The following is a 17380-nucleotide window of genomic DNA, read 5'->3' on the forward strand; positions in this document are numbered from 1 at the left end:
TATCCACCTTTCAAAACGTGAAAATATTCACAATATCTTTTTAGTATAAAATAGTCTGATCTAAATTGCTCTTCATCTGCTTACTCTATTCCACTTTTTAGCAGCCGCTTTCACAATTTGTTCAATCATATCATGAAAAAAGCCTGCCGCATGATAAAATCATTCGACAGGCCTGTCGGATGGCAGACTCACTTTCACTACCGTCCCTTTTCCTTTTTCACTTGTAATGATCATATGGCCGCCGATTCCTTCAATTATTCGAGCGGCTGTCATCATGCCGAGGCCGGTTCCTTTGCTTTCTGCTAAACTGAAATATGGTTCTCCAAGACGCTTTATCTGTTCCTTTGTCATCCCCGCGCCGGTATCAGAAAACGTAACCCTTACCTGTTTCTTATTTACGTGCATGGAAATGGCTAACGTCCCGCCGTTTTTCATCGATTCCACCGCGTTTTCACAAATATTCCAGAAGCATTGATTCAGCCGGAGCCGCTCCCCATGAACGGCTCCTTCGTCAAGCTTCAGACGAATCTCTACGTTATTCTTTTTCATAAACGGCCTCATCCGGCTGACAACATCTTGAATTTCTGTCCGGATATGCACCGGCTCCTTTTTTCCAAAAAATGGATCTGCATACAATTGATAGTCTTGAATCATTTGTTCAGAACGATTCAGTTCATTCATCGCGGTTTCAAGGTACTCTCGCTGCCGTTCGTTTATCGTTTCCTCACGGATAAGCTGAAGCATTCCTTGAATGACAGTCAGCGGCTGACGCATTTCATGACCGAATGATGCCGCCAGATGGTAAAGGGATTCTTTTCGAAGCTTTTTCTCCACTTTCACAATTGATTTATGCAAATAAAGAATATATGCCAGTGCCGCAAGCAAGCTGCACATAATCAACAATACTGCCACAATCGATCACCAAATTCTTTTAAATTGTATTCAACACAGCTTCTCAATCTGTTGTTGCATTTCTTTTATTTTCAACCTGGAAATATGCGCATGTTTTGGGAAATCCCAAAAATACGCTAAATATGTTTCATTCTTTAGCTTAATGACGAAAACGTTATCAAATGTATAAGGTTGAAACGATGGGCCAAATAAAACGAGTTATCCAGACAGGCAAAGAAATCAGTAAGCTTTTCATCGTATTTCTTTTTTTCTTCATTATTTCATCCTACGTGATCAAACTTCATGTCGTCTATTTCGATAAATCATTTCAGGTCTATCATTTTAGTGTTTTTTCAAAAACAAAGTACATTTCAATCCTATTTTTCCTACATTTCAAATGAAAATACAAAAAAGCCAGTCTGCTTATGTGAATAGACTGGCGATACTGCTTCGGCGTCAGGCCGGTATGCTTCTTAAATATTTTTGTAAAATGACTTTGGCCGGTAAAGAGCAGCCAGGCGCTAATAACGGCAATCGGGTGAGAAGAAAGCAGCAGCCAACTTTCCGCTTCCTCGACGCGCGCTCTTTGAATGGCCTGGCTGATCGTCTCCTTTTCAAAGCGATAGACATTCCCCACAAGATCGACCCATTCCTGCAAAAATAAAGTGTTAGTGGGAAAGTGGATCCAGAACAAATTGGTAATCACCCTTGCATCTATATGAAACGCACTAATCTAAACAGTTCATGTTTTCTAAAGTAAGAATCTTTGTTCAACCTATATAGTTATTTTTAAAAATCAATAATTTTTTCCATATACCTAATATACTAACAAAAAATTCAACTTCGGAGACAGGCTCCTTTATGCCAGTGTAAATTGTTTGACGGATTGTTCAAGGTCTTTCGATAATTTAGCCAGGGACTGCGCACTTTCACTAATTTCTTCCATCGATTTATTTAATTGGCGGGAAGCCGCGGCCGTTTCTACTACACCTGCGGAAGACTCCTCAGAGACAGAAGCAACTTCCTGACTAGAGGAGCTGATTTTATCGCTTCCTTCGCTGATCGAATCAAGGCTTAAGGAGATGGTTTGAATACTTCCCGACATTTCGTTGACAAACTGAATAATATCCGCAAATGTTTTCGTCGTATGCTGCATTGCCTGGCTGCCTTTTTGTACTTCATTAAACCCATTATTAAGTGATGTAACAACATTGGCTGTTTCACTTTGCACACCATTAACGATGCCGGTAATTTCTTTAACGGATTCATCTACCTGCACAGCGAGTTTTCGCACCTCATCCGCAACAACCGCAAAACCTCGGCCGTGCTCCCCTGCACGTGCTGCTTCGATGGCCGCATTTAAAGCCAGCAGGTTTGTTTGAGCTGAAATGGCCTGAATCACATTTGCCAAATGAGAGATTTCAAGAGTCCTTTTTTCAAGTCCTTGTACTTTTTCAACAGACTCTGATACGAGGGAGGTAATATGCTTCATCTGTCCGGCGGTTTGTTCCATTTGAATCCGGCCTTCCTCCGAAACACGAAGTACACTGTTTGCTGTTTCGGAAAGCTGTATACCGCTTCTGTGGGTATCCGCAATTTGGTGATTTAGCGATTCAATGAGTTCACTGATGGAGGATGCGGCATCAGCCTGCTGTTCCGCTCCTTGAGCTAATTCATCCATTGAGCTCGCAATTTGCCCGCTACCGTCTTTTACTTCAACTGCCGTTGAATTTAATGTGCCGCTCTGTGTATCCACATGCTGTGAAACAATAAGGAGCTCTGAAACAATCGATCGTAAATTATCAGCCATTGTGTTCACTGCATAGGTAAGCTGTCCAATATCATCTTTGCCGTCGTAATCGATCGGTTCAACATTTAATTTGCCCTGGGCAATACTTGTGCTGACCTGTACGACTTTTTTCAAATTGGATTCAACAACACGGCTGATCCATTTAGAGAAAATGATGCTGACGAGGGATGCAACGATTACAGATAGAATGAGCAGAAAAAGGGATTGTCTTGCCGCTTCTTTTGCTTCTTGAACAGAAGCTGAATAATCATTTTCTAAATCTTCTTGAAGACTGTCAATGTGGTCAATTGTCTGAGACCGCAAATAGGCCGACAGTTGTTTTGATGAAAACGTTTCTTCTTCATTGCCCCGTTGAACGGAAGGAACAATCAGATCGAGAAAAATACGATTCATTTCACTGTCATTCGCTTTAACCTGGTCCAATATGTCGCGCGCTGAGGCGGGTGCTACCCCTCTTGCTTGTTCTATCAGTGCATTTAACTTTTCGCTCTGTTCATTATACTGATCAATGGCCGTTTGATCCTCCAATAGAATATAGTCGCTTATCCGAATATCTTTTTGGCGAAATAACGATGCCATTTCACTGAGAACAAGAGCATTGTTTCCTTTTTGATCGAGCTCGTCCAGTTTGTTCGTCAAATCGTTTAATATAACTGATGTGATAGCGGTTGCAATAATAAATAATAAAATAACGATTGCAAGAACTGAACCGTATTTTTGGCTGATACGCTTATTTTTAAAAAAAGAAACACTTTTCTTTGTTCGTACCTTTACTTTTTTTTCCTTGCGGGGCAAGCGTGTTTTTTTCTTCATTATATTTTCTCCATCCATATAGTATAGTCTTTTTATACTATATCATAATACTCAATATAAATGTAAACGCATTCTTATTAAAGCCGATAATTATAATTATATACCTGTATTTAAATTCTTGTATTTTCAGAATGAAGATTGGGAAAATAAAAGAATTAAAAAAGGAACATAGAATGTCCCGTGAGTATCTATCAAAAAGAGAGCTGATTTCTACTATTGAACAATAGGCCTTCATCATTGATAAGTTGTCTGCCCTTGGGCAGACTTGGAAAAGCAGCTGGGCAACAGAATGGTGTGTTTGCTATATGCTGAAGCTACTGCTAAAAGCATGATCTGAATAGTTACTAGTCCCGCGCACTTTACTGTTAGTCTAGTACGAAATGCAATTTATATTGTGAAAAATTGTACATTTTAAAACAAAGGACCGACCCAAAGTCAGTAAGAATGTCTTTGAGTCGGTTCTGTTTGAAACTTTATTGTGCTGCTTGCTGAATAACATCCGGGGCATCTGTATGGTAAACCATTTTCCAAGATTCCAAGATGTTTTCCTGCGTTACATTCAATGAAGGTACTGCCACATATGGCGGTGTTTCTTTTCCAAGCAATGCGTGGCCTGCTAAAATCGCTTCAGCAATTCCCTGGTCATATGGAAGCTGTGCGCCAAGTCCTTTTACAATGCCGCCCTGTGCAATATCAAGTGCCACGTTTGTCCCAAGGTCAATGGTTGTAATAACAAGATCTTCTCTTCCTGCTGTACGGGCAGCGGAAAGTACTCCTTCAGCCGGCACATCCCAGACAGCGAAGATCCCATCTAAATCAGGATTTTTTGTTAGCATGGCAGATGCGATTTTTTCACCTGTGTTTGGATCTGTAATACCACTGCGTGCAATAATTTCAATGTTTGGATATTTCTCTTTAATTGTTTTTTCGAAAGCTTCTGTACGCTGGCGTGTTACAAAGAAATCCGCATCATGAAACACAACACCGATTTTCCCTTTTTCTTCAAGCTGAGCAGCCATAATTTCCGCTGCTTCTACACCGTTGCCATAGTTATCAGCAGAAACAACGCTGACATAATCTTTCCCTGCTACTAATCCTTGTGGCGCGTTATCCATAAAGACTAATTTTACGCCTGCAGCCGCTGCTTTTTTATACGCTTCCGCTGTTGAAACTGGATCTACCGGAATACTTACGATAATATCTGGATCTTTCGCCAGTACTGTTTCAATATCAGATACTTGCTTTTCTGCTTTAAATTGGCCATCCGTCACGGCAATCACTTCGATTCCCATCCGTTTAAACGCCGCTTCTAACCCATCAATTTGTGCTTTAGACCAGTCATTGCCTGCATAGTGCATAACGATTGCGGCTTTATAGTTTCCTTCTTTCACTTTTGCGATATCTTCTTCTGATAGGTTAAGTGTTTTGGCTGAAATCGCTTCTTCCCCATTCGGCCCCTTACTTAAAATCGTCGTGCCGCTTGGAATATCTTCACTAATTGTTAAAGCACCTGAATCTGGAATCTCTGCTGCTTTTTGTTCTGTTTCTTCCTCACCTGAACCTGCGTTTTGGTTTCCACAGCCCGCAAGAGCAAGAAAAGCACCTAGAAGTACTGTGATGAACAATAATAACGTTTTTTTCATTTTTAATTCCTCCATTCCTCATTTTGAAAACGCTTTCTACTTTATCTAAAAGAGCCGCCATGGCCGCCCATGGTATCACTCTTCAGATTAAAACCAATTTAATCAAGCTTTGCTAATTCTGATTTCAAATATTCAATAGACGTTCTCGCATACCAGTCCGGCTCAGCCTGGCGTGTATGGAAACCAACTTCCATTGATAAATAGCCGTCGTACTTAATCTCTTTTAGTGCCTTTAAGACCGCCGGGAAATCACATCGGCCCTGCCCTGGCGGCAGCCGGTCACTGTCAGCAATATGAACATGGTGCAGCTTGTCCGCCATCCGGTATACATAATCGCTTGCCACTTCATTTCGGTAGAGTGCATGGAATGTATCAAACATTACTTTCACGTTTGAGGCACCTGTTTGCTCACTTAGAAGCAATGCGTCATCTGCTGTTTCAATTAAATTGCTGTCAGCAGGCGTTGGTTCAACGACCATTGTGACACCAAGTTCTTTTGCATATTTTGCTACATTCCCCAAACCTTCAAGGCTGTAGTTCCATGCATCCTGCTGCGATGTTTCGTGAACGACCCATCCAGCTACCCAGATCACGGTCGGGCATTCCCATTCACTCGCTAGCCGGACCACTTCTTTATAATGGTTGACCGTAAATGCACGTTCTTCGGCAAGAGGAGAACTTGCATTCACACCCGGTCCGCCGCCTGGTGCAGGAAGCATAGCAGATACAGCTAAATTCTTTTGCTTAAGCAGCGTGCCAATTTCTTTTCTTCTTTCTTGAGATAAATAATCCGGCCAGGCATGCGGACTTGCACATCCGATTTCAATCGCATCATATCCAAACGATGAGATGCGGTTAATGACGTCATCCAGCGGATAGGAAGGTACCCAAACTGGAAAACCGCTATATGGCCACGTATTAAAAGAAATGCCTTTCATCTTACCTCGCTCCTTCTTCTTTATTCCCAAATAAATACGGCTTTTTCCGTTTTTCTTTCATCAAATAAACGGAAAGCTGTTTCTGCTTCAGTCAGTGGGAATGTATGGGTTACCAGCTTTTCAACAGGCAGATTCTTTTTCACGATAAAATCCGCAATTTCATCATATTCATGAATCGGGAAATACCATGAACCCATGACTGTTATTTGTTTACGGATCAATTGTTCACTCGGTTTAATCGTTGTTTCTTTGCTTTCACCAATGAACGCTACACGCCCGTGAGGTCTTACGCAGCTTAACGCATCATTTTCTGCATATGGGCTTCCTGAACAATCAATGGCTGCATCTGCACCTTGACCGTTTGTAATACGGGCAATTTCTTCTAATACATTGGCCTCTTTTCCGTTAATCGTGTAGTCGGCACCTAATTCTTTTGCCATTTCTAAACGCTCATCGAGCATGTCGACCGCAATAACCGTTGCGCCAAGACCTTTTGCAATCATGACCCCGGCATTGCCCATCGGTCCGAGACCAAACATCACGAGTGTATCTCTTCCGGAGATGTTTAAACGCTTTTGAGCATGATACAGTGTTCCAACTGCATCTGTAGAAACAGCTGCTGTCACAAAATTCATATCGTCCGGCAGTCGCATGCAGTTTTCAGCTGGTGCCACCATGTAGTCTGCGTCTCCGCCGTGGGAATCAAACCCAATGCATTTAAAGTCTTTACAAAACATTTTATAACCGCTTTTACAATGTGCACATTCACCGCATCCGAGTGCTAAATATACAGCAACACGGTCGCCTGCTTTATACGTTGTCACGCCATCTCCAACTTCTGTAATCACGCCGGCCGGTTCATGTCCTGGAATAATCGATGCTTTTTTATTGCCGTCGCCAAAAACCGATGTTCCGTAATACAAGCTCATATCACTTCGGCAAATAGCGGATGCTTTTAATTGAATCAGTACTTCACCTTGACCGGGTGTTGGAATATCAACCTGCTGGATTTCTACTTTTTTATCCCCTGGAAATATAACCGCTTGCATTGTCATCTATATCCCTCCACTTACTTTATAAAAATTATGCCCACCACATCTCGCCGACAGGCTCCTTAAACATAACCTCTTTTAATAAAGAAATCGCTTTTCCCAAGCCTTCATCAACAGAAGCAAGCATGTCTTCATGTTCAATCGATACGACATAATCGTAGCCAACCGCCCGCAGCGTACTCATGATATCTTTCCACATTTTTTCATTCTGCCCATATCCGACAGAACGGAATGTCCACGCACGGTTTAACACGTCGCTGTAGTGTTTTGTATCCAAAACGCCATTTACGTCTATATTGGCTTGATCTAAATACGTATCTTTCGCATGGAAGTGATAGATTGCGTTTTCCTTTCCAAGCTTTTTAATCGCTTCTACCGGATTAATTCCCTGCCAGAGAAGATGACTTGGATCAAAGTTGGCACCGATTGCTTCTCCTGCATGCTCTCTCAGCTTCAGTAAAGTGTCCGGATTATAAACAACGAATCCGGGATGCATTTCAAGTGCAATTTGATTGATTCCGTGCGACTGCGCAAATTTCACTTCTTCTTTCCAATATGGAATAACGACTTCATTCCATTGCCAGTCCAGCATTTCCGCATACTCCGGCGGCCAGGAACAAGTCACCCAGTTTGGAAATTTAGCTTCCGCATGATCTCCGGGACAGCCGGAAAAACCATTTACAACCGGGATTTCCAGACGTTCTGCCAGCTTCACGGTTTTCTGCCAAACAGCATGAGATTCTGCCGCGAATTTTTTGTCAGGATGGAGCGGGTTGCCGTGACAGCTTAACCCGCTTATTGTCATTCCCCGACTCTCTACGGCTTTTTTAAATGCCTTTATTTTTTCTGGACTGCCTAAAAGCTCATCTGGATCACAGTGGCTGTTCCCCGGATAATTACCTGTTCCCAGCTCCACTGCTTCAACGCCCATTTCATTTAGTTTATCGAGCATCGCCTCAAAAGGCAGTTGTTGATATAAAACGGTAAACACACCTAGCTTCACAATGAAACCTCCCTAAGTGACTCTACTTTTATCCATTTTTGCTGTTCATGACTTTTTAGAATAGCATCGGTAATGCACATGGAAATGTGCCCATCTTCAAACGTGGCAAATTGTGTCTCATCATGGTGAGGATCCTTGCCGTCGCGGATAAAGCTGTAAAAATTAATCATCATATTTTTCAGTGCGTCCGGCCATCCTTCGTTATGCCCGCCCGGATGGTGTATAGCTGATTTTGCTTCCGAGGTAAATAAGGCGGGATCTGCCAGCATCAATTCATTCGGTTTATCACGGTGGCCAATCCAAAGTTTTTCAGGTTCTTCCTGATTCCATTGAGCAGAGTGCCTGCTCCCATTCACTTCGAAACTTAACCTGTTTTTTCTGCCAGCACTTACTTGTGAAACGGTGAAAACACCTCTGCTGCCATCTTCAAAACGGATAAGTACTGAGGCATAATCTTCTGTATTAATCGGGACATCTTCATATTCGACTTCTTTTGATGCCTGCCCGCCAAATGTTTCTGGCGCTGAAGAAGGCTTTTTTCTGACCGGAATAACCGTCGCTAAATCCGCAAACACTTCGACGATTTTTTTGCCCGTTACATATTGAACCGTGTCGCACCAATGTGAACCGATATCCGCAACTGCACGTGATTTCCCGCCAACTTCCGGAGCTAAACGCCAGTTGAAGTCTGTCTCATATAACATCCAATCCTGCAAATAGCTGCCATGCACCAGATTGATTTTGCCCAATTCTTCTTTTTGAATCATAGAAGCAAGCTGCTTCACAATCGGAAACTGGCGGTAATTAAAATTAACACCATGGACAACATTATGTTTTCTTGCCAAAGCAAGAAGTTCTGCCGATTCCGCACTGGACATTGCCAGCGGCTTTTCCGACAACACATGCTTTCCAGCTAAAATGATCTCTTTATTAATCGAAAAGTGAAGCTGGTTTGGTGTACAGTTATGCACTACGTCCACTTCATCGTCTTTTAGCATATCGCGATAGTCACCGAATGCTTTTGGAATCCCGAGCTCTGCGGCTTTTTGTTCGGCCGACTTCTGTCCGTGTGCGGCAATCGCAACCACATCGACAAAACCAAGCCGTCTAACAGCCTCAATATGAGTGGGTCCAATGAACCCGGTGCCAATCACGCCCACTTTTATTCTCTTCATCCATGTCCCTCCTGCCTGACTTATCGCTTAATCGCTTTTCTGCCAAATGCGACAGCTAAAATAATAATCAATCCTTTAATCATCATTTGCTGGCTGACATCCAGCCCCATGATGATCAATCCATTGTTAATTGTTCCAATCATTAATGAACCGATTACTGTTCCAATTACAGTACCCACGCCGCCAAAAAGGCTCGTTCCGCCAAGAATAACCGCGGCAATAACTGAAAGCTCATCGCCTTGACCAAATGTGAACCGGCCTGCGTGCATACGGCCCGCATAAAGCAAGCCTGCAAAACCAGCCATGAAACCTGAGCCAAGGAAAACAAGAAGCTTAATACGCTGTGTATTAACACCCGAGAATCTTGCAGCGCTTTCATTTCCGCCTGTTGCGAGTGTCTGTCTTCCGAATGATGTTTTACGCAATAAAAGATGAGCAATAATCGTTGCCACGATCGTCCAGATTAACAAGATCGGAATCGGGCCGATATCACCTGAACCAAAAACGAAGTTAAACGTTGCATCCACAATTGGAACCGGTGCTGTATCAGTAATCCACATCGCGAGACCACCGACAGTTCCTAACGTAGCAAGTGTCACCAGGAAAGATGGGATCCCTAACTTTGTTAATAGTAATCCGTTTACTAAACCAACAAGAAGACCAGTTCCCAGACCAACAGCTACGCCGCCGATCATTCCATATCCCGCCTGAAGTGCAAGCGCTGCTGTTAAAGAAGATAGCGCTGCAATCGAACCGACTGACAAGTCAATTTCCCCTGTACTGATAACAAATGTCATCGCAAGACCCATTAAAGAAATCATCGCTGTTTGGCGAATGATATTTAGCAAGTTGTCCGTTGAAACAAATCCCTGGTCATGTAAAGTGACCGAGAAATAAATGATCACGCCGATAAAAGCAAAATAAACAATATAGTTGCGCCAATCAAATGTTTTCTTGCGCGAAACCGTATGGCTTCCTACAGCAACTGTGCCGTTTAAATTAGAATCCTTGGATTGCATGTTGTAATTCCTCCTCTGTATGAATCTCACGTCTTTGCATTTCTCTGATAATTCGCCCTTCATGCATGACCAATATACGGTCACTCAATGCAAGAAGCTCAGGAAGTTCCGAAGAAATGACCAGAATGGCTTTTCCGCTGTCCGCGAGTTCGCGTACGACATCAACAATCTCCGTTTTAGCTCCAATGTCTACACCAATGGTTGGTTCATCGAGCATTAGCACGGATGGATCATTTGCCAGCCATTTCGCCAAAACGATTTTTTGCTGATTTCCCCCAGACAATAGATTCGTTGTTTTATAAATATCATCTGTTTTAATGTTTAATTTTTTCACAAAATCATTCGCCACTTTATCGGCTTTTTTATTATCAATAAATAAACCTTTTTGCATTTTTGATAAAATTGGAAGAATGACATTATCTTTTACACTATGTTCCAGGACAAGACCCTGCACACGCCGGTCTTCCGGAATAAGAGCTAATCCGGCTTTTATCGCATCCGTTGCAGTTTTAATCGTTACAGGCTGGCCATTTACATTAATATCGCCACTGTCTTTTGGACCTGTCCCGAAGATAGCGCTTACCGTTTCAGTCCGGCCGCTTCCCATTAATCCCGCGATGCCAACAATCTCACCCGGATACAGATTAAAATTCACGTCCTGAACTTTTGATCCAATTGATAAATTCTTTACTTCCAGTACGGGTGCAACGTCTGTCGCATACTCCCGTTCCTTCCATTCAAACGCTTTATCCATACTCGATCCGACAATGTACTGAATAACCATATCGAGATCGATTTGTTTGCAATCTTCAGTAGCGACATGTTTTCCGTCACGTAAAATGGTAATTCTATCACAAATTTCAAGTATCTCATCCATGCGATGTGAAATATAAATAATTGCGTAGCCTTTTGATTTCAATTGATTAATAAAGGAAAATAAAATTTTTGTTTCTTTTTTTGTTAAAGAAGCGGTTGGCTCGTCCATGACGAGAATTTTCGTTTCCTGCGATAATGCTTTTGCGATTTCAGTCATTTGCCAGTAGCCTACACCGAGGTTTCCGACAAGTTCATTCGGGTCAATATCGACCTCCAGCTCTTGAAGCAGCTTTCGCGTTTTTTCAACACATTCTTTATCGTTCAATAATCCGAATGACGTTTTATCTTCTCTCGTAAGAAAAATATTTTGTGCGACTGTTAACGTAGGAATTAAGCTGAACTCCTGAAAAATCATGGAGATATAATTTTTTCTTGCATCATCTGTATTTTTAATTTCAACGAGCTGGTCATCAATGTAAATTTCACCTTGATCGGCTGAGTAAACACCGGTTAAAATTTTCATTAATGTTGATTTCCCGGCTCCATTTCCGCCCATGAGCGCATGAACTTCACCTTTTTTAACAGAGAAATCGACTGAATCCAGTACCGTAATTCCATTAAACGCTTTTGAGATATTTTTCATTGAAAGCATTGGCTTTTCCAATCTCATTCACCTTCTTTATAACAGAGGCCGCGGCTGCAGCCTCCATCTATTTTTTCAAGTTCCTTATTTCGAAAGATTCGCCATTTCACCTTGTTTTGAAAGATTCACCCATTCGCCTTTTTCGGCTGATTCCAGAATCGCGTCTGAAATAACGGCGATTTGGTAGCCGTCTTCAAAGTCAGGCGAAACCTTTGTATCTTCCGCAATAGATTTCATAAAGTCGTATGTTTCAATAATCTTCGTTTCTCCATAGCCGATGCCAAGTGCCGGGATTGGCCACAAGCCTTCACCGTACGGATGAGCAGGGCCTGTGTATACCGTTCTGAAGCCGCGGCTGTCGCCTGGATCATCTGAGAAGCATACCTGAAGTTCGTCACGGCGCTCATAGTTAAAGACGAGAGACCCTTTTTCACCGTGAATTTCAAATGTTAAAAAGTTGTTGCGGCCCCAGGCGTTGCGTGTTGCTTCAATGCTGCCAACGGCACCGTTTTCAAATTTAACGAGTGTCATAAATTCATCATCCACATCAACTTCCGCTTTTGGTACATCGACATCTGCTTTGACTGTTCCAAGCTTATCGACGCCGCCGCTTTGAATCGGGCGTTCGCCAATCCACGTTTTCGCGACCGCATTTACATCAGAGATCTCTCCAACAAGGTAGCGTGCAAAGTCAATCACATGTGTGCCAATATCTCCTAAAGCACCAGAGCCGGCACGGTCTTTTTGAAAGCGCCATGAAAGTGGAGAATTCGGATCAGCCGACCAGTCCTGCAAATACGTACCGCGGAAATTCAAGATCTTGCCCAGCTTGCCTTCTTCAATATATTTTTTCGCCAGCGCAACAGCTGGTGTTCTGCGATAGTTGAACGCAACCATGTGCTTTACGCCTGCTTCTTTTACTGCATCAAGCATTGTTTTTGCTTCAGCTGCATCACGTGCAAGCGGCTTTTCAGAAATAATATGCTTGCCTGCTTTTGCGGCTGCGATGGCAATTTCCGCATGAGAATCATTTGGTGTGACAATATCGATAATGTCGATTTCCGGATCTTCCACTACTTTTCTCCAGTCAGTCGAATAGTGTTCAAACCCAAGGCGGGCAGCTGCATCTTTCGCAAGCTCATCTGTCACGTCTACTACAGTGTGGCGATGCGGGATAACCGGTGCCGGCCAGAAAAACATGGGCATCCCTGCATAAGCAAGTGCATGCGCTTTCCCCATAAATCCTCCGCCAATCATACCTACATTAAGTTTTTTCATTGTATAGTCCTCCATTAATTGTGTAATTTATTATTGAATCGCGCTTTGAATTAATTCCGGAACATCCTGGCGATATACTAGCTGCCAAGACTCTTCCAAATTCTCTTTTGTTACTTGCACTGCTGGTGTTGTTACATATGAAGGGGCTTCCTTGTCGAGTAAAGCATACCCGGCTAAAATCGCTTCAGCAATTCCCTGATCATATGGAAGCTGTGCACCAAGTCCTTTTACCGTTCCGCCGGATGCCATTTCCAATCCAACATTTGTACCTAAGTCCGTTGTCGTAATAACAAGATCATCTCTTCCAGCTGTACGAGCCGCTGATACAACCCCTTCTCCCGGTACATCCCAGATGGCAAAGATTCCATCTAAATCCTGATGCTGTGTCAGCATGGCCGATGCCACTTTTTCACCATCATTCGGACCTGTAATGCCGCCATGTGCGACAATTTCAATATCCGGGTATTTCTCTTTTATTGTTTCTTCAAAAGCGGTTTGACGCTGCTTTGTGACAAAGAAATCCGCATCGTGGAAAACTACACCGATCTTGCCCTTGCCATCAAGTTCTTCCGCCATTACCTCTGCAGCTTCTACACCATTTCCATAGTTATCTCCTGATACAATACTGACAAAATCTTTTCCTGGCTCCAGTCCTTGTGCAGTACCATCCATAAAGACTAATTTAATGCCCGCGTCAGCTGCTTTTTTGTAAGCTGCTGCTGTCGACACAGGGTCTACAGGAACACTGACAATGATATCCGGTTTTTTCGCAGTGACTGTTTCAATATCAGAAACCTGCTTTTCTGCTTTAAATTGAGCATCTGTTACTGCAATAACTTCAACACCCATACGTTCAAAGCTCGCTTTTAAGGCATCTGTCTGTGCAGTCATGTAGTCAGTGCCAGAGTAATGCATGACGAGTGCTGCTGTGTAACTGCCTTCTTTAATTTTTGCAATATCTTCTTCCGTTAATTCTAGTGTTTTCGCTGAAACAGCTTGTTCACCAAAAGGTCCAGTGCCCAAAATCTCTTTATCTTCAATTTCAGGATTAATCGTTAAAGAACCTGTGTCCGGCATTTCCACTGTTTTATTCGCTGGTTCTTTATCTGTCGTCGCCTGCTGTCCCCCACACGCTGCCAGCAAAAGGCTTCCGCTCAATAACATACCTGTTAATAACGGTGCTTTTCTTTTCATCATCCTGTCCCCTCTACATTCAATCTGGCATCAATTATTTTTCAAATGACGATAAGAAGCTGCGGCTTATTTCCGCTCCTTGTTTTGGCACATCGTAACTGTCAAGCTCAACCGTAATCCAGTCATCGTAACCGGCTTCATTTAAAAGGCTGATCATTTCATCAAACTTCTGATGGCCTTTTCCCAATGGAAGAAACTCACCATCCGCATAATCTTTAAAGTGAATATATTTAATCCGGTCTGCATATTTGCGCACAACTTCTACCGGATCACCGCCGCCTGCTTCAATGTGGGCTGTATCGGGACACAGACCAATTGTTGTGAGCGGCATCAGCTTATCTAATTGCTCCGGCGCTTCAACAGTCGTTCCAAGATGCGGGTGATATGTTGGAATCAATCCATGTTTTTCCGCAATCTCCTTTACTTGATCCAATGCTTTTCCTAAATCTTCGAAATCGCTTTCTAAAATACCCGCCGAACGGACAGCTCCTCCGCCAATAACGAGGTGGCGGGCGCCAAGTTCAGCAGCAAAGGCAGCGACTTCCTCAATTTTCGCTAATTCTTCCTGCAAAACATCTGGATAAATAAAGTTTCCTCCCGTGTAGACACCGATCAATGTTAACTTGTACTTTTCCAGCAGTTCCTTAAATTCTTCTTTATTGCTTTTATACTGCATTAGGTTGCCGTCGAAAATTTCAAAGCCTTCATAACCTGCTTCCGCAATGTCTTTTAAGGCTTCCTCAGTTGAGCCGTTCGCCAGGTAATAAAGATCTTTTATCGAAGTGACTCCGGCAGGATGACCTACGACCCCGCCCCACGTATTTGTTTGATATCCAAGTCTCATTGTTTCTCCCCCGTTTTGAAGTAGTTTTCAAAAGTACAACATCGATTGCGAATGTGGCTCCACCACCTCCTTAAAGAGATGAACAAGAATTTTCATTAAAGAATCTATCGTAAACGTTTACACATCAGCTCTTTTTAGCCTTTCAATCCAACTAACTCGTGGATAAAGGATGTTGATGCTTTACTCACATGGTAAACGTTTACATTCTTTGTAAAATTATTTGAAGCTTCACTGTTTTCCTGTCCATTCAAGCTCCTGTAACCAAAAATTCTGCTGGATACTCTTTTCATTATTTCGTAAACGTTTACATCACATTTTTAAAAATGATTTTAACGGCTGCATTTATAGCATGAATCCCGAAGAACAAGCTTATTCTCTAAAATGAACTGTGTTTTCTTCATTTCCTGCTTTGTCATGAGGCCGATCAGCAATTCCATCGCTTTCGTGCCGATGTCAAAAGTGGGCTGTGAGATTGTCGTTAATGCCGGTTTGAAGATGGATGAAAACTTTATATTGTCAAACCCGATAACCGATATATCCTGCGGAACCGTTAACCCTTTTTCTTCAATTGCATTGACAGCCCCAAAGGCCATCTCATCATTTGCCGCAAACACTGCTGTAGGTGTGTGGCTGTACGCTAAAAGTTTGAGCATCATATTAAAACCGCTTTTATAAGAAAAATCGCCTTCCTGCACTAAATCGGGCTCAACCTTTACATTATATTGTGCCATCGCCTGATAAAATCCCTTTAGCCTGTCTCTGCCCAGTACGCTATTCATAGGGCCTGAGATATAGCCTATTCTCTTATGTCCAAGATTAATCAAATACTCAGTTGCTTTTCGTGCACTGCTGACATTGTCAATTGAAACTGTCGGAACATTGACGCCCTCCAAATATTCGCATGCAAGGACGACTGGATATTGGGCGGCTATTTCTTCTACGAGGTTCGCTTCAATTCCTGCGGTCAGTAAAATCATTCCTGCTGCCTTCTTTTGACGAAGTATGTTTAAATATCCTTTTTCCTGTTCAGGATTATTGCCTGCATCTCCAAGCAAAACCTGATAACCATTTTCAAGAGCGACAAATTCGATCCCTCTCAGCACATCGGAAAAGAATGTATTCGTAATATCCGGGACAACCACTAGGATCGTTGTTGTTTCGGACATTCTTAGCTGGCGTGCTGCTGCATTAGGTTGGTAATTTAAATCTTCAATGACTTCCAGTACTCTTTTGATCGTTTCCTCCGCCACTGATTCTGGCTTGCTTAACACCCTGGATACAGTCGCAATTGAAACATTTGCCTGTTTAGCTACCTCTTTTATTCCTGGCATATTAGGATTCTCTTTTCTTTTTGTTGCTTTTTATTTAGCTATAATTGGATTGTAACCGCATTCAAATTTAGTGTCTAACCGCTTTCAGACATGATTTTCTTCCATTCAACAGGCTATTTTCCTAGTTTCAGACTTAAAAACTGTCCTTTTAAACAAAAAAAGCAAAGATTTTAAAAAATAAAAAACCCAGCAACGTGTGCTGAGTTCATTGGTTCATAATGACATATATCTTTGTAATTCATCGATTTTGTGTTTTGAAACCCTTGCCGTATTGTTATAATCTTGAAAATATGCTTTATACATTTGACCCGCTGCTTCAATTTTGGTTAAAAGCCCCACGTTAATGATATAGGATCTATGAGATGCTATGAATCTGGAGTCAAGGGCACCTTCTAGGCTGGCTAATGCTTCATTTGTTTCGAAATTATTGTTCTTTGTATGAATGACGGATTTACGGTCTATTCTTTCTATAAAAATAATGTCATCAAGAGGAATAAAAAGGATATTTTTCTGCTGTTTGATCATTAAATTCTTTTTAACAGACTGCTCTTTATCCGCTTTTAAATGACCAGCTTGTGCAGCCCTCTCTAAAGCGCTGTATAAACGATTTCGTTCAATTGGCTTTAAAATATAATCAACAGCTCTTACACTAAATGCTTCAAGTGCATAGTCGTCATGGCCGGTAATAAAAATAACCTGCAGGGCTGGAAAAAGTTCTTTGCATGCTTTTACTGCTTCCATCCCATTCAATAAAGGCATTCCAATATCCACTAAAGCGACATCCGGCTTTTCTTTCGTCACATACTTTATTAACTCTTCACCGTTCGTGGCTTCTCCAACAATTTTATAATGAGGTAAACTGCCGATGAAATATCTTAACAGTTTTCTTGAAGGAGCATCATCGTCAGCGATTAATACTTTCATCTGGTA

General features: G+C 42.2%; 15 protein-coding genes. All 15 read right to left on the minus strand.

Annotated features, from left to right (window positions below):
- Positions 1-159 precede the first annotated feature (159 nt).
- Entirely contained in the window at positions 160-912 is a 753-nt protein-coding gene (locus tag BA724_RS00995; protein WP_069936829.1) for a sensor histidine kinase, read from the minus strand.
- A gap of 316 nt (positions 913-1228) precedes the next feature.
- On the minus strand, positions 1229-1528 hold the full coding sequence (locus tag BA724_RS01000; protein ID WP_069936830.1) for a helix-turn-helix domain-containing protein: 300 nt from the start codon (positions 1526-1528) through the stop codon (positions 1229-1231).
- A 222-nt stretch (positions 1529-1750) separates the two neighbouring features.
- A complete protein-coding gene (locus BA724_RS01005; RefSeq protein WP_069936831.1) occupies positions 1751-3514 on the minus strand; it encodes a methyl-accepting chemotaxis protein in 1764 nt (587 codons plus the stop codon).
- 473 nt (positions 3515-3987) lie between these two features.
- The gene (locus BA724_RS01010; protein ID WP_069936832.1) at positions 3988-5157 is read right to left on the minus strand and encodes a substrate-binding domain-containing protein; all 1170 of its coding nucleotides are present in this window, start codon (positions 5155-5157) and stop codon (positions 3988-3990) included.
- A 98-nt stretch (positions 5158-5255) separates the two neighbouring features.
- Complete coding sequence (locus BA724_RS01015; protein WP_069936833.1) at positions 5256-6095, minus strand: sugar phosphate isomerase/epimerase family protein; 840 nt, start codon at positions 6093-6095, stop codon at positions 5256-5258.
- A 20-nt stretch (positions 6096-6115) separates the two neighbouring features.
- The gene (locus BA724_RS01020; RefSeq protein WP_083255985.1) at positions 6116-7150 is read right to left on the minus strand and encodes a zinc-dependent alcohol dehydrogenase family protein; all 1035 of its coding nucleotides are present in this window, start codon (positions 7148-7150) and stop codon (positions 6116-6118) included.
- A gap of 28 nt (positions 7151-7178) precedes the next feature.
- A complete protein-coding gene (locus tag BA724_RS01025; RefSeq protein WP_069936834.1) occupies positions 7179-8150 on the minus strand; it encodes a sugar phosphate isomerase/epimerase family protein in 972 nt (323 codons plus the stop codon).
- On the minus strand, positions 8147-9325 hold the full coding sequence (locus tag BA724_RS01030) for a Gfo/Idh/MocA family protein (RefSeq protein WP_069936835.1): 1179 nt from the start codon (positions 9323-9325) through the stop codon (positions 8147-8149). Before BA724_RS01030 ends, BA724_RS01025 begins: the two co-directional genes overlap by 4 nt.
- 20 nt (positions 9326-9345) lie before the next feature.
- The gene (locus BA724_RS01035; protein ID WP_069936836.1) at positions 9346-10344 is read right to left on the minus strand and encodes an ABC transporter permease; all 999 of its coding nucleotides are present in this window, start codon (positions 10342-10344) and stop codon (positions 9346-9348) included.
- Entirely contained in the window at positions 10325-11824 is a 1500-nt protein-coding gene (locus BA724_RS01040; RefSeq protein ID WP_211272202.1) for a sugar ABC transporter ATP-binding protein, read from the minus strand. The genes BA724_RS01035 and BA724_RS01040 overlap by 20 nt, the downstream gene beginning before the upstream one ends.
- 63 nt (positions 11825-11887) lie before the next feature.
- On the minus strand, positions 11888-13081 hold the full coding sequence (locus tag BA724_RS01045; protein ID WP_069936838.1) for a levoglucosan dehydrogenase: 1194 nt from the start codon (positions 13079-13081) through the stop codon (positions 11888-11890).
- A 30-nt stretch (positions 13082-13111) separates the two neighbouring features.
- A complete protein-coding gene (locus BA724_RS01050; RefSeq protein WP_425388962.1) occupies positions 13112-14278 on the minus strand; it encodes a substrate-binding domain-containing protein in 1167 nt (388 codons plus the stop codon).
- 31 nt (positions 14279-14309) lie between these two features.
- Positions 14310-15119, minus strand: a complete 810-nt coding sequence (locus BA724_RS01055) for a sugar phosphate isomerase/epimerase family protein (RefSeq protein ID WP_069936840.1) — start codon at positions 15117-15119, stop codon at positions 14310-14312.
- A gap of 329 nt (positions 15120-15448) precedes the next feature.
- Complete coding sequence (locus BA724_RS01060) at positions 15449-16450, minus strand: LacI family DNA-binding transcriptional regulator (protein WP_069936841.1); 1002 nt, start codon at positions 16448-16450, stop codon at positions 15449-15451.
- A gap of 213 nt (positions 16451-16663) precedes the next feature.
- Positions 16664-17374 (minus strand): LytR/AlgR family response regulator transcription factor, encoded by a 711-nt coding sequence (locus BA724_RS01065; RefSeq protein ID WP_069936842.1) that lies wholly within the window; start codon positions 17372-17374, stop codon positions 16664-16666.
- Between the last annotated feature and the right edge of the window lie 6 nt (positions 17375-17380).

Origin of the sequence: Domibacillus iocasae (assembly GCF_001750285.1) — a bacterium.
Lineage (GTDB): Bacteria > Bacillota > Bacilli > Bacillales > Domibacillaceae > Domibacillus > Domibacillus iocasae.

What these genes read in the sequence shown, in the direction of transcription:
- BA724_RS01060 (WP_069936841.1), bottom strand. Translation starts at nt 16,450, where the DNA reads ATGCCAGGAATAAAAGAGGTAGCTAAACAGGCAAATGTTTCAATTGCG.
- BA724_RS01030 (WP_069936835.1), bottom strand. Translation starts at nt 9,325, where the DNA reads ATGAAGAGAATAAAAGTGGGCGTGATTGGCACCGGGTTCATTGGACCC.
- BA724_RS01010 (WP_069936832.1), bottom strand. Translation starts at nt 5,157, where the DNA reads ATGAAAAAAACGTTATTATTGTTCATCACAGTACTTCTAGGTGCTTTT.
- BA724_RS01015 (WP_069936833.1), bottom strand. Translation starts at nt 6,095, where the DNA reads ATGAAAGGCATTTCTTTTAATACGTGGCCATATAGCGGTTTTCCAGTT.
- BA724_RS01045 (WP_069936838.1), bottom strand. Translation starts at nt 13,081, where the DNA reads ATGAAAAAACTTAATGTAGGTATGATTGGCGGAGGATTTATGGGGAAA.
- BA724_RS01005 (WP_069936831.1), bottom strand. Translation starts at nt 3,514, where the DNA reads ATGAAGAAAAAAACACGCTTGCCCCGCAAGGAAAAAAAAGTAAAGGTA.
- BA724_RS01035 (WP_069936836.1), bottom strand. Translation starts at nt 10,344, where the DNA reads ATGCAATCCAAGGATTCTAATTTAAACGGCACAGTTGCTGTAGGAAGC.
- BA724_RS01065 (WP_069936842.1), bottom strand. Translation starts at nt 17,374, where the DNA reads ATGAAAGTATTAATCGCTGACGATGATGCTCCTTCAAGAAAACTGTTA.
- BA724_RS01020 (WP_083255985.1), bottom strand. Translation starts at nt 7,150, where the DNA reads ATGACAATGCAAGCGGTTATATTTCCAGGGGATAAAAAAGTAGAAATC.
- BA724_RS01050 (WP_425388962.1), bottom strand. Translation starts at nt 14,278, where the DNA reads ATGATGAAAAGAAAAGCACCGTTATTAACAGGTATGTTATTGAGCGGA.
- BA724_RS01055 (WP_069936840.1), bottom strand. Translation starts at nt 15,119, where the DNA reads ATGAGACTTGGATATCAAACAAATACGTGGGGCGGGGTCGTAGGTCAT.